This is a genomic window from Arthrobacter sp. MYb229 (assembly GCF_002975405.1).
Classification (GTDB): domain Bacteria; phylum Actinomycetota; class Actinomycetes; order Actinomycetales; family Micrococcaceae; genus Glutamicibacter.
Map to the genome: position 1 here is coordinate 1,203,082 of NZ_PCPS01000001.1, position 21,290 is coordinate 1,224,371.

23 protein-coding genes are annotated in these 21,290 nt (G+C 62.1%); 10 read left to right on the forward strand and 13 right to left on the reverse strand.

Features of this window, described 5'->3' with window-relative positions; all coding sequences use genetic code 11:
• Positions 1-8 precede the first annotated feature (8 nt).
• The 3 genes from CQ019_RS05680 to CQ019_RS05690 form a co-directional block, all read right to left on the reverse strand.
• Complete coding sequence (locus CQ019_RS05680; protein WP_219844238.1) at positions 9-389, reverse strand: hypothetical protein; 381 nt, start codon at positions 387-389, stop codon at positions 9-11.
• A gap of 426 nt (positions 390-815) precedes the next feature.
• Entirely contained in the window at positions 816-1,826 is a 1,011-nt protein-coding gene (locus tag CQ019_RS05685) for an NADP-dependent oxidoreductase (RefSeq protein ID WP_105569116.1), read from the reverse strand.
• 46 nt (positions 1,827-1,872) lie between these two features.
• Positions 1,873-2,259, reverse strand: a complete 387-nt coding sequence (locus tag CQ019_RS05690) for a DUF1304 domain-containing protein (protein WP_105569117.1) — start codon at positions 2,257-2,259, stop codon at positions 1,873-1,875.
• A 99-nt stretch (positions 2,260-2,358) separates the two neighbouring features.
• On the opposite strand from CQ019_RS05690, the gene CQ019_RS05695 reads away from it, so the two are divergent.
• The gene (locus CQ019_RS05695) at positions 2,359-2,937 is read left to right on the forward strand and encodes a TetR/AcrR family transcriptional regulator (protein WP_105569118.1); all 579 of its coding nucleotides are present in this window, start codon (positions 2,359-2,361) and stop codon (positions 2,935-2,937) included.
• Between the two features lie 69 nt (positions 2,938-3,006).
• Here the strand turns inward: CQ019_RS05695 and gndA are convergent, their stop codons facing one another.
• Positions 3,007-4,446 carry an NADP-dependent phosphogluconate dehydrogenase gene (gene gndA / locus CQ019_RS05700; RefSeq protein ID WP_105569119.1) on the reverse strand — a complete coding sequence of 480 codons (1,440 nt, stop codon included), beginning with the start codon at positions 4,444-4,446 and terminating at the stop codon, positions 3,007-3,009.
• 208 nt (positions 4,447-4,654) lie between these two features.
• Here gndA and CQ019_RS05705 point away from each other — a divergent pair, with 208 nt between their 5' ends.
• From CQ019_RS05705 to CQ019_RS05720, 4 genes are all read left to right on the forward strand, one after another.
• Complete coding sequence (locus tag CQ019_RS05705; RefSeq protein ID WP_105569120.1) at positions 4,655-5,386, forward strand: FadR/GntR family transcriptional regulator; 732 nt, start codon at positions 4,655-4,657, stop codon at positions 5,384-5,386.
• 413 nt (positions 5,387-5,799) lie between these two features.
• On the forward strand, positions 5,800-6,537 hold the full coding sequence (locus CQ019_RS05710; protein ID WP_105569281.1) for a DUF5058 family protein: 738 nt from the start codon (positions 5,800-5,802) through the stop codon (positions 6,535-6,537).
• Positions 6,538-6,563: 26 nt separating this feature from the next.
• A complete protein-coding gene (locus CQ019_RS05715; RefSeq protein WP_105569121.1) occupies positions 6,564-7,310 on the forward strand; it encodes a hypothetical protein in 747 nt (248 codons plus the stop codon).
• Between the two features lie 72 nt (positions 7,311-7,382).
• Positions 7,383-8,609, forward strand: coding sequence for an amidohydrolase (locus CQ019_RS05720; protein ID WP_105569122.1), 1,227 nt, complete (start codon positions 7,383-7,385; stop codon positions 8,607-8,609).
• A 119-nt stretch (positions 8,610-8,728) separates the two neighbouring features.
• Here the strand turns inward: CQ019_RS05720 and CQ019_RS05725 are convergent, their stop codons facing one another.
• Positions 8,729-10,144, reverse strand: coding sequence for a GntP family permease (locus CQ019_RS05725; protein WP_096286984.1), 1,416 nt, complete (start codon positions 10,142-10,144; stop codon positions 8,729-8,731).
• Positions 10,145-10,183: 39 nt separating this feature from the next.
• On the reverse strand, positions 10,184-10,699 hold the full coding sequence (locus CQ019_RS05730) for a gluconokinase (RefSeq protein ID WP_217990385.1): 516 nt from the start codon (positions 10,697-10,699) through the stop codon (positions 10,184-10,186).
• 319 nt (positions 10,700-11,018) lie between these two features.
• Between CQ019_RS05730 and CQ019_RS05735 the strand changes: the two genes are divergently transcribed.
• The 3 genes from CQ019_RS05735 to CQ019_RS05745 all read left to right on the forward strand — a co-directional run bounded on the left by CQ019_RS05735 (position 11,019) and on the right by CQ019_RS05745 (position 12,933).
• Positions 11,019-11,279 (forward strand): GlsB/YeaQ/YmgE family stress response membrane protein, encoded by a 261-nt coding sequence (locus tag CQ019_RS05735; RefSeq protein ID WP_096286986.1) that lies wholly within the window; start codon positions 11,019-11,021, stop codon positions 11,277-11,279.
• Positions 11,280-11,625: 346 nt separating this feature from the next.
• Complete coding sequence (locus CQ019_RS18450) at positions 11,626-11,880, forward strand: hypothetical protein (protein ID WP_141393552.1); 255 nt, start codon at positions 11,626-11,628, stop codon at positions 11,878-11,880.
• 360 nt (positions 11,881-12,240) lie between these two features.
• Positions 12,241-12,933 (forward strand): hemolysin III family protein, encoded by a 693-nt coding sequence (locus tag CQ019_RS05745; protein WP_096286990.1) that lies wholly within the window; start codon positions 12,241-12,243, stop codon positions 12,931-12,933.
• 77 nt (positions 12,934-13,010) lie between these two features.
• On the opposite strand, the gene CQ019_RS05750 is transcribed toward CQ019_RS05745, so the two are convergent.
• From CQ019_RS05750 to CQ019_RS05760, 3 genes are all read right to left on the reverse strand, one after another.
• The gene (locus CQ019_RS05750) at positions 13,011-14,288 is read right to left on the reverse strand and encodes an MFS transporter (protein WP_096286993.1); all 1,278 of its coding nucleotides are present in this window, start codon (positions 14,286-14,288) and stop codon (positions 13,011-13,013) included.
• Positions 14,285-15,454: an acetylornithine deacetylase gene (gene argE, locus CQ019_RS05755; protein WP_181148255.1), complete on the reverse strand. Its 1,170-nt coding sequence runs from the start codon at positions 15,452-15,454 to the stop codon at positions 14,285-14,287. The genes CQ019_RS05750 and argE overlap by 4 nt, the downstream gene beginning before the upstream one ends.
• Positions 15,455-15,575: 121 nt before the next feature.
• The gene (locus CQ019_RS05760) at positions 15,576-16,250 is read right to left on the reverse strand and encodes a TetR/AcrR family transcriptional regulator (protein ID WP_181148256.1); all 675 of its coding nucleotides are present in this window, start codon (positions 16,248-16,250) and stop codon (positions 15,576-15,578) included.
• Positions 16,251-16,356: 106 nt separating this feature from the next.
• Here CQ019_RS05760 and CQ019_RS05765 point away from each other — a divergent pair, with 106 nt between their 5' ends.
• Positions 16,357-17,580: a glycosyltransferase gene (locus CQ019_RS05765; RefSeq protein WP_105569123.1), complete on the forward strand. Its 1,224-nt coding sequence runs from the start codon at positions 16,357-16,359 to the stop codon at positions 17,578-17,580.
• A gap of 84 nt (positions 17,581-17,664) precedes the next feature.
• Here the strand turns inward: CQ019_RS05765 and CQ019_RS05770 are convergent, their stop codons facing one another.
• From CQ019_RS05770 to CQ019_RS05780, 3 genes are all read right to left on the reverse strand, one after another.
• Positions 17,665-17,859, reverse strand: a complete 195-nt coding sequence (locus tag CQ019_RS05770) for a CsbD family protein (RefSeq protein WP_096286999.1) — start codon at positions 17,857-17,859, stop codon at positions 17,665-17,667.
• Positions 17,860-17,962: 103 nt separating this feature from the next.
• On the reverse strand, positions 17,963-18,259 hold the full coding sequence (locus tag CQ019_RS05775) for a transcriptional regulator (protein WP_096287053.1): 297 nt from the start codon (positions 18,257-18,259) through the stop codon (positions 17,963-17,965).
• Positions 18,246-18,908, reverse strand: a complete 663-nt coding sequence (locus CQ019_RS05780; RefSeq protein WP_096287001.1) for a hypothetical protein — start codon at positions 18,906-18,908, stop codon at positions 18,246-18,248. The genes CQ019_RS05775 and CQ019_RS05780 overlap by 14 nt, the downstream gene beginning before the upstream one ends.
• Positions 18,909-19,380: 472 nt before the next feature.
• On the opposite strand from CQ019_RS05780, the gene CQ019_RS05785 reads away from it, so the two are divergent.
• Complete coding sequence (locus CQ019_RS05785; RefSeq protein WP_308727236.1) at positions 19,381-20,499, forward strand: methyltransferase; 1,119 nt, start codon at positions 19,381-19,383, stop codon at positions 20,497-20,499.
• A 7-nt stretch (positions 20,500-20,506) separates the two neighbouring features.
• Here the strand turns inward: CQ019_RS05785 and CQ019_RS05790 are convergent, their stop codons facing one another.
• Complete coding sequence (locus tag CQ019_RS05790; RefSeq protein ID WP_105569124.1) at positions 20,507-21,118, reverse strand: bifunctional 2-polyprenyl-6-hydroxyphenol methylase/3-demethylubiquinol 3-O-methyltransferase UbiG; 612 nt, start codon at positions 21,116-21,118, stop codon at positions 20,507-20,509.
• Positions 21,119-21,290 lie beyond the last annotated feature (172 nt).

Below are 21,290 nucleotides of genomic sequence, written 5' to 3' on the forward strand. Positions count from 1 at the left end.
ACGAGGGGTTAGCCACCGACTTTCTTGATCATATGGTCGATAACCTCGCTGTGCGGCTGCTCCGGACTGAACATGACGATTTGGGCATCTGCATCGACGCGCACGTTGTGGCCCGACGGCCAGTAGAAGAGATCATGGGCGGCGACCGTTTCCTGAGCGCCCAGGGAATCCGTCGTGGTGATCCGGCCTTGCAGCACGTAGCCCCAATGCGGGCATTGGCACAGATCGCCTTCCAGTCCCTCGAACAACGCGGTGGTGTCCACGCCCGCGGCGAGGGTGAAGTATTCACCACTGATGGACTCGAATCCGCTCCCGTCGCCGAATCCCTTGCGCTGACGGATTACCGCGCCGGGAATTTCCATCCTGACTTCGACATCGTCCCTTGCCACACGCATGATTCTTCTCCCTTGAAGAAATACTGCATAAATTAGACCGGTCGGTCTATTTCTACTCTACGCTTCACTCCGGCGCTCTCCTAGGGGTAGGAGCCAGATACTTTCTCGGCTTTCCGCGGCCTCCGTTGCGATGCGCACCGGGAACCGCAAGGTGGCCTGCGAGAATCGAGTTTTTATGCACGCCCGCAATTTGCACCGATCGGGGCGAGCGGTGACCGGCCAAGTTCCGAAGCCTGCGAATTTCGCCTCGCCAAGCATGGTTGAATCCCCAGGCCCGCGGATTGGCTCACCGAATCACGCATGGTCTTGGTCGGCAAAATTCTCAATGCACTCTGGCAGCGACGGGAGACAGCAGGAGCGCAACTGGGCTCTGCAAAGTCATTGCAGAGCCCAGTGGCACTCACTTCATGGTGCTGGCGGCTAGATCCGCACCAGCATCTTGCCGGTGTTGGCGCCGCGCATCATGTCCAGGAACGCATCCACGGTGTGCTCGATGCCGTCGACGATGGTCTCGTCGTAGGCGATCTTGCCCGCGCCGAACCAATCCCCCATTTGCTGCCCGAATTCTCCGGACAGGTGCAGGTAGCTGGAGAGGGTGAAGCCCTGCAGCTTGAGCCCGCGGGTGATCAGGTTGGCCATATTGTCCGGGCCGGCGGCTTTTTCGGTGGTGTTGTATCCGGAGATCGCCCCGCACAGTGCGGCGCGTCCACCGTCGTTGAAGGAAGCTAGCGCCGCTTCGAGATGCTCGCCTCCGACGTTGTCGAAGAACACGTCGATTCCCTCGGGAGCGGCGGCGGCCAGCTGGCCGCGCACATCGCCGTCCTTGTAGTTGAACGCCGCGTCGTAGCCGTACTTGCTGGTGAGCAATTCGACCTTCTCGGCGCTGCCGGCAGAACCGATGACCCGCTTGGCTCCGAGCAGCTTGGCGATCTGTCCGGCCGCGGTACCCACGGCACCTGCGGCGCCGGAAATGAAGACCGTCTCCCCGGCCTTCAACGAGGCAATCTCGGTCAGGCCAACATAGGCGGTCAACCCGGTCATCCCAAGGATATGCAGGCGCAATGACAGGGGCATGCCCGGAATCTCGGGAACCTGGCTGAAGCTGGAGGCTTCTTCCTGGACGGTATCGGACCAGCCGTGCTGGTGGAGCACCACCGTTCCGACCGGCAGCTCTTCGGCTGCGGACTCGACGACGCGGCCGATCGCGCCTCCCGTGATCCGTTCGCCAATCCCGTAGGGCGCAACGTAGGAACGCGCGTCGCTCATTCGTCCGCGCATATATGGGTCAACGGATAGGAATTCGTTGCGTACTCGCACCTGGCCGGCACGCAGCGGCCCGAAGGCGCTGGTGGTGACGTTGAAGTTTTCGGCAGTTGGCCAGCCGGTGGGACGGCTAGCTAGCTGGATCTGCGTACTGGTAAATTCGCTCATCCTGATGAGTACCTTTCTGGGGGCGGTTGTCGGGTACGGAAATAACCTAGAGGGCCAGACCGAGGATCATGAAGATCACCGCGAGGAGCGGCAGCACTCCCTGCTTCAGCGCCGCGGAGGCCTTGTCCGGACTGGAGATCAGCAGTACCGTGGCGGCAAGCACCATGGAACCGGCACCGGTGAGCACCAAGGTGGCTGCGATCACCGGCTGGCCCATGAGGAAAAGCACCACACCGAGCAAAACCGCGATTCCGAGGAACAGGTTGTAGAAGCCTTGATTGAAGGCCAGTTCCTTGGTGGCCTTCGCTTCCGCCTCGCTGGTTCCAAAAATTGCGCGCGCTCGCGGGGTGGTCCACCACACGGATTCCATCAAGAAGATGTAGACGTGAATGATTGCTGCCAACGCGCCAAGCACGAGTCCGATAATAACCATGATGGAGGGCTCCCTACGGGCTTAGTGGCCCAAGTTATTTTGTAATGACCATTTCAATATATACTGGAATGGTCGTTACCGAAAGTGGAAAGGTATGTGATGGCAAGAACACTAGCTTTCGACCGCGCGGAAGTCATCGAAAATGCTCGCTCGGTTTTCTGGTCGAAGGGCTTCGAGGCTACCTCAGTGCCCGAGCTCGAAGCCGCCACGGGACTCAGCCGCTCGAGTATCTACAATTCCTTCGGTTCCAAGCGTGGCCTGTTCGATGCGGCTGTCGTCAGCTACCTCGAAGAAATCGTGCGGCCTCGGCTGCTCCCGCTGCTCGCAGACCAGGTTCCGGACTCGGCGCTCACCGGCTACCTGCAGGGGCTCGCCGCCGTTTTTGCCCGCCCAGAATCCCTGCCCGCCGCGCATGGCTGCCTGTTGATCAATACCGCCAGCGCACCTTTGGCCCAGGACTCGAAGATTTCGCGCATCATCGGCGAATACCGCGCCGAGTTGCAGGCCGCGATACTCCGTGGCGTGGCCAGCGCGCTGCCCGAGGCGAGTGCGGAGCGCGCGGGCATGCTGAGCACCGCGATTACCGGCCTTGTGGTCGCATCTTTCGCCCTGGTGCGCATAGCGCCCCAGGAGGCCGTGCGGCTGCTGGCCACGGCAGAACTGCTGCTCGCCGACTGACCTCCGATTAAACGAGCACACCCGCAGATTCTAAGAAGAATCTGCGGGTGTGCTCGTGATGCGTAAAGACTAGTGGGTGTCCACTGCCTCGACCTCGGTGCGGTCACCGCTCCACTGCGTGTGGAAGGTGCCTTCCTTGTCGACGCGTCGGTAGGTGTGCGCGCCGAAGTAGTCGCGCAGCCCCTGGGTCAGCGCTGCCGGCAAACGGTCGCGGCGCAGGCCATCGTAGTAGGCAAGCGAGGAGGAGAACAGCGGCGCTGGGATACCCAGCTGCACTGCAACCGAGACCACGCGGCGCCAAGCCGGCACGGCCTTTGCGATTGCCTCGGCGAAGGCCGGAGCGAAGAGCAGGTTGACCGGCTTCTCATCTGCCGAGTAGGCGGCGGTGATGTCCTTGAGCAGGGCGGCACGAATGATGCAGCCTTCGCGCCAGAGCCCGGCGATCTCGTCCATCTTCAGTTCCCAGTTGTACTCACCGGCAGCCGAGGTGAGCATGTCCAGGCCTTGTGCGTAGGAGACGAGCTTCGAGGCGAACAGCGCCTGGCGCACATCCTCGATGAAGTTCTCCGGCAGGGTGACCTCGGTGGTGTTGGCCGCCAGGACTTCCTGGCCCACCGCGCGGATCTCGCGCTGCGAGGACAGCGAACGGGCGAAGACCGATTCGGCGATGGCCGAAACCGGCGAACCCATATCCAGGCCGGACTGCACGGTCCAGCGACCGGTGCCCTTCTGGCCTGCCGAGTCCTGGATGACATCAACCAGTGGCTTGCCGGTGGCGGCATCGGTGTGGCCGAGGACCTCTGCGGTGATCTCGATCAGGAAGCTGGAGAGCTCGCCCTTGTTCCAGTCGGCGAAGATCTCTGCCTGCTTCGCCGGCTCGATGCCAGCGGCATTGCGCATCAGGTCGTATGCTTCGCCGATGACCTGCATGTCGGCGTACTCGATGCCGTTGTGCACCATCTTCACGAAGTGGCCGGCACCGTCGGTGGAGATCCATGCACAGCATGGAGCGCCATCGTCGGCCTTGGCTGCAATCTTCTCGAGCATCGGGCCCAGAGCCTTGTAGGACTGGGCCGACCCGCCTGGCATGATCGATGGGCCGAGCAGTGCACCCTCTTCGCCACCGGAGACGCCAACGCCAACGAAGTGCAGACCCTTTTCGGTCAGTGCCGCTTCGCGGCGGCGGGTGTCGGTGTAGTGCGAGTTGCCGGCGTCGATGACGATGTCGCCCTCTTCGAGCAGTGGCACCAGCTGATCGATGACCGAATCAACCGGACCGCCGGCCTTCACCATGATCAGCACGCGGCGCGGGGTCTCGAGATTCGCGACCAGCTCTTTGAGCGATTCGGTGCGGATGAAGTCACCTTCATCGCCGTGCGCCTCTAGCAGGGCATCGGTCTTGGCGACCGAGCGGTTGTGCAGGGCGACAGTGTATCCGTTGCGGGCGAAGTTGCGGGCGAGGTTCGCGCCCATCACGGCCAGACCTGTGACACCAATCTGTGCAGGCATAAAAATAAGTCTCCATCAGTTACCGGGGAGTTGTACCGTTTTTTGGAAACCGGGAACTCACGGCCTCCATCACGGCCATGTGACGGGTTCTATTCTACGCGTGCGCACCCATCGATTCCCAGACCTGAACGCTTTTTAAAGCATATTTATTTTTCGCCTCGGCTGTGCCAGCGCATCTTGACCAGCAGATATTGGCTAAACTGACGCCATGGCAACTAGTCTGCACGCTCATGTGGTTGAGCACCTCGGCTCCCGAATCGTCAACGGGCAGATCCCGCGCGGATCGATCATCCTGGCCGCCGAGCTGGAGGCAAAGCTCCAGGTTTCCCGTTCCGTGATCCGTGAAGCGGTGCGCGTTCTAGCGCAGTGCGGCCTAGTCACCAGCACCAAACGCGTAGGCATCAGGGTTCTGGGGCCCGAAGAGTGGAATCCTTACGACACTCAGGTCATCCGCTGGCGCCTGGCGAGCGAGCAACGCGGCGCCCAGCTGCGCTCGCTGACCGAACTGCGCATCTCGGTGGAGCCGATGGCCGCAGAATTAGCCGCAGAGTTTGCCCCCGAAGCGATGCGCAAAGAGCTTCTGCTGATCTCGGCCCAGATGAATCATTACGGACGCCAGGGCGATTTGCGTCGCTTCCTCGAACTGGATATTCGCTTTCATTGCCTGGTGCTCGCCGCCTCGGGCAATGAAATGTTCGCGAATCTGGCCACCCCCATTGCCGCGATCCTGCGCGGACGCACCGAACTGGGCCTGATGCCCGAACGCCCGCATGAGGAGGCCCTGGCCTGGCACCAGTCGGTTGCCGAAAGCATCTCCCATTTGGATGCGCTCGGCGCAAGGCGCAATATGGAAAGCATTATGCGCCGCACGCACAACGAAATCTGCAGCCTGTGGGACGGCGCACCGCGCGTATTCGTCGATCCGAATACGAAAAAATAGCGCCGCGCGACCACGGACCCCGACCCGCCCCCGAGTGAGCCCGACACCTTTAATCGCTGGTCAGAGATTTATTCTGCGCTTGCGAGCTGTGGCAGAACACCCGAAAAAACTGTTTTCGATGTGACGTAAGTCAATTATGGTTAGTGGCACGCGGCGACAGGCCACGAACAATTGCATAGTCTTCCGAACACTCGTGGCCGGTGAATCCCGGAGCACGCTCGGACACCGGTGGGGCTCACTTCGGCCAGCCTCATTCACCCCCGAGCCCCGCCGCGTACGGAAACCTTGGGGCGCAGTTACCGGGCATAACGGTTCCCCGACGAGAAGTGCCTGAGTTGTGCATCGGGCATGAAACTGGTTCAACACGGCGCTCGCTTTCCGCCGTGAACCATGCGCTGAAGGGTAGACCGCTGATGTACTTCCCAGCCGTGGTGGACAACAATTCCACCGATATTCTCGCAGTAGCCAATTCGCCGGTGCTTTGGGCCTGCGCCGTCGGTGTTTTCTTGGTCATCGTGCTCCAGAGCATCATCTACATGAAGGCCGCCAAGATCGCGGCGCCTCATATAGGAATGAGCCAGGCGGAGATCAAGAGAAGCTTTAATGCAGGCGCCATCTCCGCTTTGGGCCCGTCGCTGGCAGTAGTCATGGTGGCGGTCGCCTTGCTCACGGTCTTCGGAACCCCGGCCGTGCTGGTCCGCATTGGGCTGATCGGATCGGTATCCTATGAAACCGCGGCCGCGGCCATCGCGGTGAATTCCACCGGCGCCGAACTCGGTGGCCCCACCTATACCCAAGCGGTCTTCGGTCTGGCGCTCGCGGCCATGAGCCTTGGCGGTGCCATGTGGATGATCGCCACACTGGTGCTCACCCCGCTGCTCAAACGCGGTGATTCGGCGCTGCGCAAGGTCAACCCCGCCATCATGATGATCGTTCCGGGGGCCGCGATGGTCGCCGCCTTTATGGTGCTCGGCATCGGCGAGCTTCCCAAATCCTGGATCCATGTGGTCGCCTTCGGTTCCTCGGCGGTGATCATGACCCTGCTGATGCTCCTCGCCAAACGCGTGGACCGGCCCTGGATCAAAGAATGGGCACTGGGCATCGCCATCATCTTGTCATTGGCCATCACGCACCTCGCTACGCGTGCCTAGCCCACACCGGATTCAAGGAGCACATCATGAGCAATTCCACCGAAATCCACGAGGCGCTCGGAACCTTCGACAAGACCACCTCGCGCTGGGGCCGGATCACCATGATCATTGGCCTCTTTTTCTCCCTCGCGGCCCCAACCTATCTGGTCTTCTTCTCCGGGCTCGATATTGAACTCGCCGGAGTCCTCGCCGCCTTCGCCGCCCTAGCGGCGGTTTTTGGCGTGATCTGGGTCGTTGAACCGCTGACCTATTACCCGATCCTCGGCGCCTCGTCCATGTACCAGGCATTCATGATTGGCAACATCTCCAATAAGCTGCTTCCCGCGGCCATGATCGCCCAGTCGACCATCGGGGTGAGGCCCGGAACCCGCAAGGGCGAGCTGTCCTCGGTCGCTGCCATCTGTGGTGCGGCCGCGGTTCACCTGACCTCATTGTTCATTTTCGTCGGGCTGCTCGGCGCCTGGCTGGTCAGCGTGATTCCCGCCGATATCGTGAACACCGTCCAGGTCTACATCCTGCCCACGGTGATGGGTGCGGTTCTCATCCAGGCAATCGTCAGCCAGAAGTCCCCGCGCGCCGCGGTGATCGCGTTGGTGGTCTCGCTGATCGTGGTCTTCGTACTGTCGCCGCTCTCCCCCAAGATGGCGCTGTTCTCCACCGCGATCGCCGTGATCTCCACGGCCGTGCTGGCCTGGGTGCTACGCGACCGCAAGAGCCTGCCGTCCACGGAAGACTCCGAGGGCGAGGTGCCGCCGGAGGGTCCGGTGTATTAGCAACGAGCCGATTCACTGCGGCGGTTCTGCGTGGTTCCGCCGCACCTACTTGTCAAAGGACCAGGAACTCCGATGAGCAACATCCCGCAGCCACTGAAAATGACCGAGGCCATGGCGGCCGATCTGCTCGACACCTACAAGCATTTGCATGGCAGCCCCGAACTTTCAATGCAGGAACAGCAGACCGCCGCGTACCTCGCGGCGCGTTTGGAGGCGCTTGGGCTTGAGGTATTCCGCTGCGGGGGCACCGGGGTGGTGGGGGTACTGCGCAATGGGGCCGGGCCGGTGATCGGGCTGCGCGCGGACACCGATGGGCTGCCCGTCCTGGAGGACACCGGCTTGGATTATGCCAGCCGGGCCAGCGGGGTTTTGGAGGACGGAACCGAAGTTCCGGTGATGCATGCCTGCGGGCACGACACCCACATGGCCACCGCGCTCAAGACCGCCGAGCTTTACGCGCAGGGAACGGAGCATTGGGCCGGTAGCATCGTTTTCATTCTGCAGCCCGGTGAGGAAACGGCCGCCGGAGCCAAGGCCATGGTGGACGACGGCCTGTGGGACAAGGCCCCAAAGCCCGAGGTGATCTACGGGCAGCATGTGATGAACGGGCTGGCCGGAACGATTACCATCATGGAGGGCGCCGCGATGACCACCGCCGATTCCTTCCGGGTCACCGTGTATGGCCAGGGTTCGCACGGTTCGATGCCCGAGCATTCCATCGACCCCATCGTGCTCGGCGCGGCGATGGTGATGCGCTTGCAGACGATTGTCTCGCGGCAGGTGGCCCCGCAGTCCGCCGCAGTGGTGACCGTCGGTTCATTCCATGCGGGGTTGAAGGAAAACGTGATTCCGGACCGGGCGATCTTCACCCTCAACGTGCGCACCTTCGACCCGAAGGTCCGCGAGACGGTCCTTGGCTCGATCCGGCGCATAATCACCATGGAAGCCGGCGCCTCCGGTGCCCCGGAACCACTGATCGAAGACATCTCGCACTTCCCGCCGCTCTACAACGATCCGGCGGAAACCGCGAGGCTCACCGAAGCATTCCACGCCGAATTCGGCGCGGAACGGGTCCTGCCGGGCCAAGCGGTGATGGGAAGCGAGGATTTCGGAGCCCTTGGCGCGGCGATCGGCGTGCCAAGCGTGTTCTGGTATTTCGGTGGAAACGACGCCAAAACTCTGGCCGCCGGAACCCCACCGGCGAACCACTCACCGTTTTTCGCACCGGTGCTCGAACCGACCTTGAGCACCGGAGTACGGGCCGCGGTGCGCGCCCTGTACTCGAAAGTCGGCAAGTAACGGCTGCGGTGGACTTAGCTGCCCGATGACAGGCGACCTACTACCCGGCATTCTTAAACAGCTTGCCTCCCGGAATCCACAGATTCCGGGAGGCAAGCTGTCGCCACATATCCAAGAGGCTAGGCGAACATGCTGGCAATCGCATAGAGCACCATGACCACGGCGAAACCGACGAGCGAGATCAGGGTCTGGCTCACGGTCCACACCCGCAAGGTGGTGGGAACGTCCATTTGGAAGAAGCGGGAGATCAGCCAGAAGCCCGAGTCGTTGACGTGGCTGGCAATGACCGAGCCGGCCGCCAGCGCAAGGACCATCAACACTACCTGCAGCGCGCTGAGCGAGGCGTCGGCCAGCACCGCAGGCTGGACGATAGCAGCCGCGGTGGTCAAGGCAACGGTTGCCGAGCCCTGCGCCACGCGGACGACGGCGGCAATCAGGAAGGCCGCAACGATCAGCGGCAGTCCGACATTCTCCAGCGAGGACGCAATGGCGTCGCCGATTCCGCTGGCGCGCAGGACGCCACCGAACATGCCACCGGCACCGGTGATCAAGATGATCGAGCATACCGGGCCGAGCGCCGAATCGACGATCGTCTCGATCAGGGTCTTGTCCTTGCCCTTGCGGAAACCCAGCAGGTACATCCCGAGCAAGACGGTGATGATCAGCGCGACTGGAGTTTCACCCAGGAGCCGCAACCATTGAACCCAGGTTGCTTCCGGATCAACCACGCCTGCGGAACCGAGCATGTTCAGCCCGGTGTTCAGGAAGATCAAGCCCAGCGGGAGCAGCAGCAAGCTGAAAACGGTTCCGACCGATGGGGAGGATTTGAAGTGGTTCTTGTCCTGGCCGTTGCCCAACGCGGCACCCAAGATATCGGGAACCGGGATGTCGAACTTGCGGCCGACGAACTTGGCGAAGAGGTGCCCGGCAATGTACCAGGCGGGAATCGCAACAACCAGACCCATGATCAGCACAAGACCCACGTTGGCGCCCAGCAGGCCGGAGGCTGCCACCGGACCCGGGTGCGGGGGTACGAAGATGTGCATGGCAGAGAATGCGGCCGCGGCGGGAATACCGTAGAACAGCAGCGATCCGCCGAGGCGGCGAGCCACGGTGAAGATGATCGGCAGCATGACCACGAGGCCCGCGTCGAAGAAGATCGGGAAGCCGAACAGCAGCGAGGCGACGGAGAGCGCCAGCGGCGCACGGTCCTCGCCGAATTTATCGATCAGCCAATTCGTCAGCACCTCGGCGCCACCGCTGGTTTCGAGCATCCGGCCGAGCATTGCACCCAGACCCACGAGGAGGGCCACGCTGGCCAAGGTGCTTCCGAAGCCGCTGGTCATCGTGGAGATGATCGAACCTGCCGGAATACCGGCGGCAACGGCCGTAAGTAGGCTGGTCAGCACCAGCGCCACGAAGGCGTGGACGCGGAATCGGATAATGAGCAGCAGCAGCAACGCGACGGCCGCCACGGCTACTCCAAGGAGGCCTGGGGTTCCCAGCGTCCAGTTCATTTCGAGCTCAGATGTCATTGTCTTCCTTGATCAATGGAGGTTATTAGCGCTTCGGGTCTAGTGCTGGAGTTGGAGCTGCTGGAGCAGATCATTGACGATTTGCTCTGGAGTGTGTGCAATATCCCCGAGGAGCACATGCTCATCGCTGCCTGGTTCTTCAAGCGTAGCCAGCTGGCTGATCAACAGGGAGCTCGGCATGAACTCGTGTTCTCGCGCCGCCATGCGTTCGCCAATCAAGTCCTTGCCACCGGTGAGGTGAACAAAGAGTGTGCTCGGTTCGTGGGATCGAATCAGATCCCGATAAGCCCGCTTGAGTGCAGAACAAGCGATGACCACCGGTGCGCCTGCCGTACGGCTCGACGCCAAGGTGTTGCCGATGATCTGCAGCCATGGGGTGCGGTCTGCATCCTCGAGGGCAATTCCCGCGGCCATTTTGGCGCGATTTTCCTCCGGATGCAGCGCATCCCCATCGATGAATTCCTGCCCTAGGTGAGCGGCGAGAAGGGCTCCAATGGTGGATTTGCCGCTTCCTGAAACGCCCATCACGATGATGGGCAGGTTGTTCAATGTCATTATTCACTCCGTCGTGCGCGAAACATATATCAGCTTTTATTGGCCTTGCTTGATATAAAAGCAGATTTAAACAGACTAGAAGCGCCACCCTCGCGTGTCAAGGAAAAAATCCCTCGAATCCGAGCTCCACAGAGTCCATGCATGTCAGCTCGCGGATCACCGCGAATACTCGTAAACCTTCATGCGGCGGTTGAGAGTTTTCCAAAAATTCTCTTAAAAAATTGCCAAGGTCGTGGAACTCCTACTCAAAGACGGGTAGTGTCACCACCAAGTAGGTCAAACCCGACCACTTCTGATAGTTAGACCATTGGAGAGAACCATGGGATTTATTGGATGGATAGTTCTGGGATTGATTGCCGGAGCTATCGCAAAAGCAATTTTGCCAGGCAAGCAAGGCGGCGGCTGGATCGCAACCTTGGTCCTCGGCGTGATCGGCGCGCTCGTTGGCGGATGGATTGGCAGCGCCATCTTCGGCAAAGGTGTCAACGAGTTCTTCTCGCTTTCAAGCTGGTTGCTCGCTATCGGCGGTGCGCTCCTTGTCCTGGTCATCTGGGGCTTCATCACCAAGAAACGGGCTTGATCAGCTCCCGAGGCGCCTACTCCTCGGGCTTAAGGTCTCAAGGGGCCCGGAAATCGACATTAATCGATTTCCGGGCCCCTTGCCTTGCCATCCGCCGCTAAACCCGCCAGCGTAGTCGCGCGTCCGGCCTAGATGCCTTGCAGGTCTAGACCTTTCCGGCTCTCGACTTACCCTTCTTGCCCGTGTCCGCATGCTTGCATTTCGATCCCGGGTGAATGCTGCCCGCCGCGTATCTGATCTTGATGTTCTCCGGAATCTGCGGCATGGCAGCGACTTTTTTACCGGTTGGCTTGATCGGCTTTACCTTGGCAGCCTTTGGCTCCGGCAACTTCTCAGGACCTTTTTCATGGCATTCTTTTCGGCCTTGGTTACCGGCAAGGCGTATTTTTTCTTCACGCTGATCTGGGTGGCCACATATTGGCACCGGAAGGATTTATTTTTCGGCATCCACTCGGCCGCGTTCTTGCGCCTTTTTGGCGATTTGCCGACGCCGAGGAAGCCATCAGTTTCAACGGTTCGTTGGCTAACGTCTGCCGCTGCGGCTGGGGCAGTTTCTGGCCTCCGGAAATCCACGCATTCTTCAGTGCCGCCACATGATTAATGTCGACCGAAGCTACCGAGCCAATCGCGAGCACGGCTAGAAGACGGCGCAGCATTTGCCTCTCCCATTTGCGCGAGTGAATGACGATGGTTGAGAGGTGATCGGGCTTGCTGATCGGCCACAGCAAGCTTTGACGGAATCTTCAACCACATAGGTAGCTTAACCCGCCAATTCCCCGAGAGCGCTCCGGCACGAGGGCCGGAGGCAGAACCGAAATTGAGCGCCTTGAACGACGAATACCTTTCGTTCACAGACACGTCATCGGTGCATTTGATGCCCAATAGTGTGGAAAACGAAGCTGCTGGTCTCACGTAGACTTCAAGCAACTAGGCACACGTCTTCGACTAGCTAAGGAACCGCATGACAGGCAACTTCTCCGAAGCCAACGAGCCGACCCCGCCGAGGAAACGTCGGGAGCCGACCCCAGGAACCGAACGGACCAGATGGCGCGGTGTCATTCATGCGTGGAGCACCCCGCTGGTCATCATCTTGGGCTTGCTCTTGGTGGTTCTCGCTCAGGGTGCGGCCGCGGAATGGTCTACCGCCGTATTTGTGCTCACCTCGATTACGCTGTTCGCGACATCGGCCATGTACCACCGGGGCAATTGGAGTCCGCAGACCATGGTCTGGTTCCGGCGCGCCGACCACGCGAATATTTTCCTGCTGATCGCCGGTACCTATACTCCGATTGCCATCCAGATCTTGGAGAGGCCGCAAGCCACGTTGACGCTGTCGATCATCTGGGCCGGCGCCGTACTCGGGGTTCTGGTGAAGACCTTTTGGCCATCAGCACCACGCTGGTTCTCCGTAGCGCTCTATATCCTGCTCGGCTGGGGTGCGGTCATGGATATCCCCTCCTATTGGGCAGCGAGCCCTGCGGTTCTGCTGCTCATTCTGGCTGGCGGCTTGTTCTATACCGTGGGTGCGGTGTTCTACGCGATGAAGCGACCGAACCCGATCCCTACGGTCTTCGGATTCCATGAACTATTCCATGCCTGCACGGTCTTGGCCTTCCTCTGCCACTGGACCGCGGTGCTGCTGGTAGTCCGCTAGGGGCGCGCAACGAAAAACGGCTTCGATCTTCCACAAGGGAAGATCGAAGCCGTTTGGCTTGGGGCCGCGCCCGAGGGCTAGCGCAGCTTGTAGCGCAAGCGAATGAAGGCCAGGCCGATCAACGAAACCACGGCGATGGCCATGTAGTACAGGCTCGGCGCGTCCAAGGATCCGGTCACGCTGAGCAGCCAGGTCAGCACCAGCGGCGCGATTCCGCCGAGCAGGGTCACCCCGACGTTGTAGGTCACCGAGATGCCCGAACCGCGAATGGCTGCCGGGAACAGCGAAGAAATCAAGGCTGGCAACGGTCCGAAGTAGAAGGACATGATCACGCCAAGCAAGGCGATCACCAGGATCATCACCGGGATGCTCGGGTTGCTTGTCATCAGCTTGAACAGCGGCCAGGCGAGCACCAGCGCGCCGACCGCAGCCCAGGTCATGACCTTTGCCGGACCCACCCGGTCAGCGAGGTGCCCGATCAATGGCACGCTGATCAGCGTGATGGTGCCGGCGACAACTCCGCCGAGGAACGCGGCATCGGCTGGGATATTCAGATTCGTCACCGCGAAGGTCGGCATGTACAAGATCATGTACACCGAGATCGTGGCCACGCCGATGGCCGCCGATCCGGCCAGGAGCCGCCCGTAGTGCTGGCTGAACAACTCTCCCAGCGGGGACTTGACCTTCTTGGTGGTGATGAACTCCTCGGTCTCTTCCAGGCGCGCACGAATATACAGTCCCACCGGACCGATGAGCAGGCCTACGAAGAACGGCACACGCCAGCCCCAGCTTTCCAAGGACTCCTGGGATAACTGGGTGGTCAGCACGTAGCCGAATCCGGAAGCCAAAAGCATCGAGACGCCCTGCGCGGCGACCTGCCACGAGGAGTAGAACGCCTTCTTGTGCGGCGCGCTTTCGATCAGGAATGCAGTGGCGGTGCCGAACTCGCCGCCGGCGGAGAAGCCCTGGATCATGCGTGAGAGCAGGATGATCAGCGCACCCCAGACCCCGACCATCGCATAGGTGGGAGCCACCGCCATGATCAGCGTTCCGACCATCATCAGCATCAAGGTGAGCGTCAGCGCCTTTTTCCGGCCCTTGCGGTCCGCATAGCTGCCGAGCACCATGCCGCCCAGCGGCCGGATGAGGTAGGAGATGGCGAAGGTCGCAAAGGTCAGGATCAGCGCGAAGCTCGCATTGGACTCCGGGTAGAACAGCTTGGCGATGGTGGTGGCGAAGGTGGCGTAGACAATGATGTCGAACCACTCAAGGGCGGCGCCAATGGAGGAGGAAATAACCGCCTTGCGGGCTACGGCCAGCTGCTGCGGGGTAGCTATCTGTTCGCTGGTGCTCATGCGGACAGCTCTTCGGCCAGACGCAGAATGAAGTTCTCGCAGTCAACGAGCTGCTGCAGTTCGATGAACTCATCCGGGGCGTGCGCCTGCGCGATGTCGCCCGGGCCGCAGACGACGGTGGGGATTCCGGCGGCGGAGAACAGGCCGGCTTCGGTACCGTAGGTGACCTTTTCGTCGGTGGCGATCGCACCGCAGGCGGCGCTGAGGCCAACGATCTCGGCGTCCTGGACGGTTTCCAGTCCCGGGGCGCCGGCAATCTGCTCGAACTCCACCGAACCTGCCGAGTTGACCTGTTGCATCTGCGCTTCGAGCTCGCTTGCGTAGTCGCGGAAACGCTGAATCAGCGCTGCGCGATCCACGACCGCCAGCGAACGGAATTCAAAGTGCACCACGCATAGCGAAGGGATCGTGTTCACCGCGATGCCCCCGTCGATGCGGTTCACGTTCATGGTGGTGGTCGGCTCGATGAAGGCGGCATCCGACGGGCCGTCGGTGCGCAGTTCCTTGGAGACCTCTTCGACGAAGCTGGCGAAGCGCAGCGCGTAGGAGATCGCATTCAGGCCCTCGCCTGGCAGCGAGGAGTGCGCCGCGACGCCGTTGAACGCCACTCGGAAAACGTTCATGGACTTGTGCCCGCGAATGGCGCGCATGCTGCTCGGCTCCCCCACGATCGCTCCGCGCGGGGCGAGTTCCTGGCGGGTGATCTCCTCCACCAGGCTGACCGCACCCACGCAGCCGACCTCCTCGTCATAGGACAAGGCCAGGTGGATCGGCTCGGCTAGCTTCGCGGCCGTCAGCTCGGGAAGCTTGGCCAGGATGACGCCGATGAAACCCTTCATATCGCAGGTGCCCCGGCCGTAGAGCTTGCCGTCGCGGACCTGGGCGCTGAATGGTTCGCTGGACCAGTCCTGCCCGTCGACCGGGACCACGTCGGTGTGTCCGGACAGCACGATGCCTCCGGAACGCGATCCGTCGGCCGCCGGGATGGTGGCCAGCAGGTTCGCCTTGCTGCCATCTTCGTTGTGGATGAGCTGCGAGCTGATGCCGGCCGCGTCGAGCTTGCCGACCACCAGGTCGATCAGTGGCAGGTTGCTGTCGCGGCTGGTGGTATCGAGGCTGATCAGTTCGTTGATCTGCGCCATGGTCGCTTCGGCTGGTGAAGCCATAATGAACTCCCGGTCTTCGTGGTAACTACGATCTGCCAATGCTTTCACACCAAGTCACCGCCGCAAAGAAGATTTCAGACTATGGCCAACACCTAGCGGGCCGATGCCCCGCCAGGTGGCCTCAGTCCAGCCCTGCGCCGCGCAGGTAAGTGGTGACGAGTGTGGCGAAGACTTGGTCCTGATCCACGCTCGCCGGACCTTGGGCGAGCGACTCGGCCAGCAGCGGGTACTTGCCCGTCCCCAGGGCCCAGATCAGTGCTGCTGCGCCCTTCCCGTCGCCGTCGCCCGCCGGTTCGCCTTGTTCGTTCTGCACGAAGGCCGAGGTGATGGCGGTCAGCATGGCGATGGTTTGAAGTTTTGCGGCCCCGGTGAGCGCGGTGAATTGCAGCGCCGCCAATCCGCGCTCCAGATACGCCAGCGTGTGCGGCCCCAGCGCGCGCTTGGCCAGCAGCAGCGGCGCCACCCACGGATGCCGGTGCATGATGTTCCGCCCCTGCCTGGCCAGGGCGAGCAGCTGCTCGCTGGCGCTACCGTCCAGGCCATTGAGCTCATAGCCGGAACTCACCTGGTCGATCATGAGATCCACCAATTCCTCAACGGAGTCCACATAGCGATAGAGCGAGGCCGCGCCCGAACCTATTTCAGCGGCTACCCCGCGGATGGAGACCGCGCCGATCCCCTCCCGGTCTGCCAGCTCCACGGCCGCCTGGGCAATCTTTTCGCGCGAGTGCTGGGGCTTCGGGCCGGTGCTGCGCCGGGCGCAGGCCCCAACGGTGGCCGGTTGCTTTTGCTTCACTACGGTGTTCCTCCCAATTGCGCCTTGGCTGGTGTAATCCCTTGCTTCCATTTGACTATATACTTAATTGCGAACGATGATCGCAATTAAGTATCGAGGGAGAAAAATGCGTGTACTCATGGTGACCCCAGGCACTCGGGGCGACGTGGCTCCGATGGCCGGGCTGGGCAAAAAACTGCAGGAGCACGGCTTTGCGGTGTCCATTGCCGCCAACGCCGTGCATGCGCCGCTGATCACCTCGGCCGGATGCGACTATCACGAGTTGCCCGGCGACATGAGTGCGCTAGTCAGCCCCGCCGCCCCGGGGGCCAAACCGAGCGCCAGCCAATTGTCCTGGTATATGCGCGAGCTCGGGGCCTATTTCGACTCGGCGGCCACCGGCACGCTCGAAGCGGCCGAACAGGGCGCGGATGTGATCATCGCAAATTCGGTCGCCCCCTACGCCTATGATGTCGCCGAAGCCTTCGGCATCCCGGTGATCGGCGCTCATCTACAGCCCAACGAGCCCAGTACGGCCTATGCGCCGATGGTCCTAGGCACCGCACGCAGCTTCGGCGCCCTGGGAAACAAGGCCTTGGGTTCCCTCATCGGCTCCGGCAAAGCACCGTACGACGCCCCGGTGGCACGGATCCGCGCCGCCCTCGGACTGCCCAAACGCACCCGGGCCTCCGGCGAACGCCAACGCAGGCGTGCCAACGCCCCGGTATTGCATGGCTTCAGCTCATCGATCGTCCCGCGCCCCGCGGACTGGCGCTCGGGCTTGAGCAACTGCGGGTATTGGTGGCCGGCAAGCGATGAAGCTTGGACGCCACCTTCCGCGCTGGCCGACTTCCTCGCCGAGGGCCCGGCTCCGATCTTCATCGGCTTCGGCAGTACCGAGGCGCTGGATCCGGAGTTCATGCTCGACGTGGCGCGTCGCAGCGGCCGGCGGGCGATCTTGCAGGGTGCCCCAGAAATCAGCGAGCCGGGCATTCTCGGGATCGGAGCTGCCCCGCACCAGTGGCTGTTCCCGCAGATGGCCGCGGTGATCCACCATGCCGGGGCAGGCACGACGGCCGCAGGCTTGCGCGCCGGAGTCCCCACGATCGCGGTGCCAATTTTCACCGACCAGCCCTTCTGGGCCGCCCGGGTACACGCGCTAGGCGCGGGCGTGGAGCCGGTGAAGTACAAGGATCTGAGCGTCGACCGGCTGGCTTCCGCCATAGATCAGACGCTGTCCACGGACCACTACGCCGCCAACGCCTCGCGCATCGCTCGGCTGCTGGCCGAGGAAGAAGACAGCTCGCTGCCGGTGGCCAGGGCCCTTCGCGAGGCCGCAGCGGCTCGCTAGCAACGCCGCCGCAATCGCATTGGACCCCGGACGCGCCAACGGCACCCATCGAATAATCGATGAGTGCCGTTGGCCAAAAATCGTTTACTTGTTCAGATCGTCGCGGACATCCTTGGCGGCGTCCTTCACTGCTTCGCCAGCCTGCTTGGCCTTGGCAGCTGCCTGGTCTTTGACACCTTCAGCTTGCAGGTTCTCATTGTTGGTTGCGTCGCCTACGGACTCTTTGACCTTGCCGGAGGCTTCCTGCGCCTTGTTTTTGAACTTATCGCCCAAACCCATTGGATGTTCTCCTATCAATTGATCGAACAACTTACTTTTCCGACGCTACCTGCCAAGGCCTAGTGCGAACTGTCCGGAACCTTGGCGTTGGCTGACAGTTCCGCTAAGGCGTTGTTGCCAGCAGTGCACGAAGCTGCTGCTTGTAGTTTTCGAAGGCCGCGCGGCCCTTGCTCGTGAGCGCAATGTAGGTGACCGGCGATCGCCCCTCGAGGATCTTCTCCACGCTCACGTACTGGCTGTCCTCCAACTTGCGCAGGTGCGTCGCCAAGTTCCCCGAGGTCATTCCCAGCAGCCCCTGGAGTTTGGGAAAGGACATGCTGTCGCCTGCGCGCAGGGCATCGAGCACGGTGATGGTGCGCAGTCTTGCCTGCGCATGGATCACCGGGTCAAGCTCTTGCATGCCCACCGCGAACCACCTCGCCCGAAACCAATGCGGGCCGAGCTCCATGCAGCAGCCCCAGGGCGATCAGCCCAAGTCCGCCGAGCACACCGGCCAAGAGGTTATAGGGGGCTGGCACCGCCAGCGAGATGAGCCCGACGAGAAGAATCCACGCGCCGAAGATCAATTGGGTCCGATCATTCCAGATCAGCGATCCGGCGACCACCAGCACACCGACCACCAGGCACAGGGCCGCCAGCGAGAAGGCCAGCAAGCCCATGGCGTCGAGCCCCGAGGCATGCAGGCGCCACCCGAGCAGTCCGGCGAAGATCATGCCCAGGGTGAAGGTATTTCCGTAGATCGCGCCTTCGACCATCGAAGGACCCTTGGTGCCCACCGCGCGCTTGGCCGAGTGAACGGCCGAGAATACGATGGCAAGCACGAAGGCGATCACCGCGATACCGACCCCGAGCAACCTGGGCAGCAACGGTGCGCCGAGCGGTGCGAACGTGAAGAAGATCGCCAGGAAGGCGATAACCCACCCGGTCCCCCAGAGCGAAAAGAGCAAGCGCTGATCCGGGCTCAGGGCCTCGCGTGTTTGCCGCGCGTCGACCTCGATGCCCTGCAGGATCCGGGCCGGATCCACCTCATGCCCATTCTTGTTGTCCATGGCGTTACCTCTCCCTCGCCGAGCCGTCCGCGCAATCCACAAAGTAGTTCGCGGTGGAAAGCACTTTGCATTACAAAGTTAAAGATAGCACTCGCCCACCCGATAGTGAAGAGACCATTTCCGCAAAGCCCGGCGCCGGCCAACCAGGTTTTCCCGAACCCCCTGGAACACACAGGTCACAGGCCCTCAGAGACGGTTTTGACCTAGTGAAAATGCAGCGGAACATATGCACAGCCAGCGCGTTCTGGGCGCAGGTCCGCTTCGCGCACGGTGATCTTCGTCAACGGCGGCAAGCCGGCGATCGGAGCACGCCGGCCCGGTTTCCTCGGTATCATTGGAACTATCGAACTTCGCAGCAGTTCTGCTCGTGCGCGGTTGCCAATCGGGTGAGCACCACGAAACGACGAGGTCGATTTTCATCTCCCACGCACCCAATGCTGCCGATCAATTGATCTCCTGGGAACACCAGAGTGTGCGCACCACGGCCACTTGGTGGTCGGCTAATGCGCGCTCGGCGCCCAAGGATCTAGTTGTCGTCGACGATCGGCTCACCGCGGATGCGGCCATGAGATACGCCGCCCGGGGCACCGCAATGCTGTGGCTCGGCGACTTCCACAATGCCAAGCAGCTGCTCGCGGCCATCGATCGCCGCCTGGCCAAGACTGGCAAGGCCTCCCGCAAGCAGCTGACCGACGCCGAGAAGTTCTATGCCATCCGGCAATCCCGCGCCCAGCGCTCACGGATGATGTCCCTGCTCCTGGTTCCGCTGAATTTCGACACCCCCGGAGGCACCGCGACGCTGCCGCTGTCCCGGGCCCCGCTGGTCGGTGCCGCGGTGGCCTTTGGCTACGCGCAGCAGGCGCAGCCCGCTTCGGGCCACGCGGTAGTCAGCCTGCAGGAACTGACCGGCATGCTCGGCGCCTACCAGTGGTTCCTCAACGGGGTTGACGTTCCCGCACTGGGAGCGAAGATCCACCCCCACTACGGCACCTTCCTGCCCACCCGCCACGAGTATGTTGATCTGGTGGCCAAGGCGCCGCTCAATACCAAGGAGCTGGCCTTCGACATCGGCACCGGCACCGGGGTGCTGGCCGCCGTGCTGGTGGCCCGCGGGATGAAAAGCGTGCTCGGCACGGACATCCATCAGCGCGCGGTGGATTGCGCGAACGATAATTTTGCGCGTCTGGGCCTCCAAGACGCTGCGCGAGCCGAGCTGACCAGCATGTTCCCCGCAGGCAAGGCCCCCTTGGTGATCTGCAATCCACCGTGGCTGCCCGGGAGCGCGCCAAGCTCGCTGGACGCGGCGGTCTACGATCCGGGAAGCAAAATGCTGCTGCAGTTCCTGCGCGGATTGCCCGAACACCTGACCGCGGATGGCGAAGGCTGGTTGATCATCTCGGACCTCGCCGAGCTGCTCGGCCTGCGCACCCGTGAGCTATTGCTGGAAGCCATCGATCATGCGGGCCTGGAGATCATCGACCGGCTCGACACCTCACCAACCCACGCCCGGGCCAAGGACCACTCGGACGTTCTGCACGCAGCGCGCTCGCGGGAAGTCACCTCGTTGTGGCGGCTGCAAGCCAAACGCTAAGACACAACTATGCGCTGCGTCCAAGCACGGCGACCAGGAAGTCGTCGGCCGCCCGATGCATATTCCAGGTGGAGTAGCGCTGCTGCAGCTCGAGTCCGGCCTGCGCGGCATCCGCTTCGAACTCGGCGAAATCGTAGCCCCGCCCGGCGCCAAAGCCGACAACGAGCCGGCCTTCCGACGCCAAATGCCCGCGCAGCCGTTGCAACGCAGGCAGCCGTTCATTCTGGGCAAGGAAGGTCAGCACATTTCCGGCGCAGACGATGAGGTCGAATTCTTGGGCTGCGCCGGATTCGTCGTTCAGCGTGAACGTCGCAAGGTTTCCGGCGTGCCACTGCGCTGCCGGGTAATCCTCGCGGGCGACCTCGATAAGGTGCTCATCCAAATCGACGCCGACTACTTGGTGCCCGTGCTCGGCAAGCCAGCCGCCGATGCGGCCGGTGCCGCAGCCGGCATCGAGTATCCGGCTCCCCCGCTCGGCCATGGCATCAATCGTTCGGGCTTCACCGAAAATATCGTTGCCCTCAGCGACAATTGTCCGCCAACGCTGAGCGTAGTTCTGGGCGTGGTCGGGATTGGCGCGCACCGCGGCGAGCCATACATTTTCTTCGGGAGCACTCATGCCTCCAGTTTCCCACGCCATCGGGCACAAACAGCATTCAAGGCGCGGCCATGGGTATTTTTACCCATGGGTCCGCGGTGCGACGTTGCATCAATCGCCCGACGCGGACCTGGCCGCTGGCTGCGTAAGGTGAAATCCATGATCGGTTCGGGGGCTTCCCGGCACCGTAAAC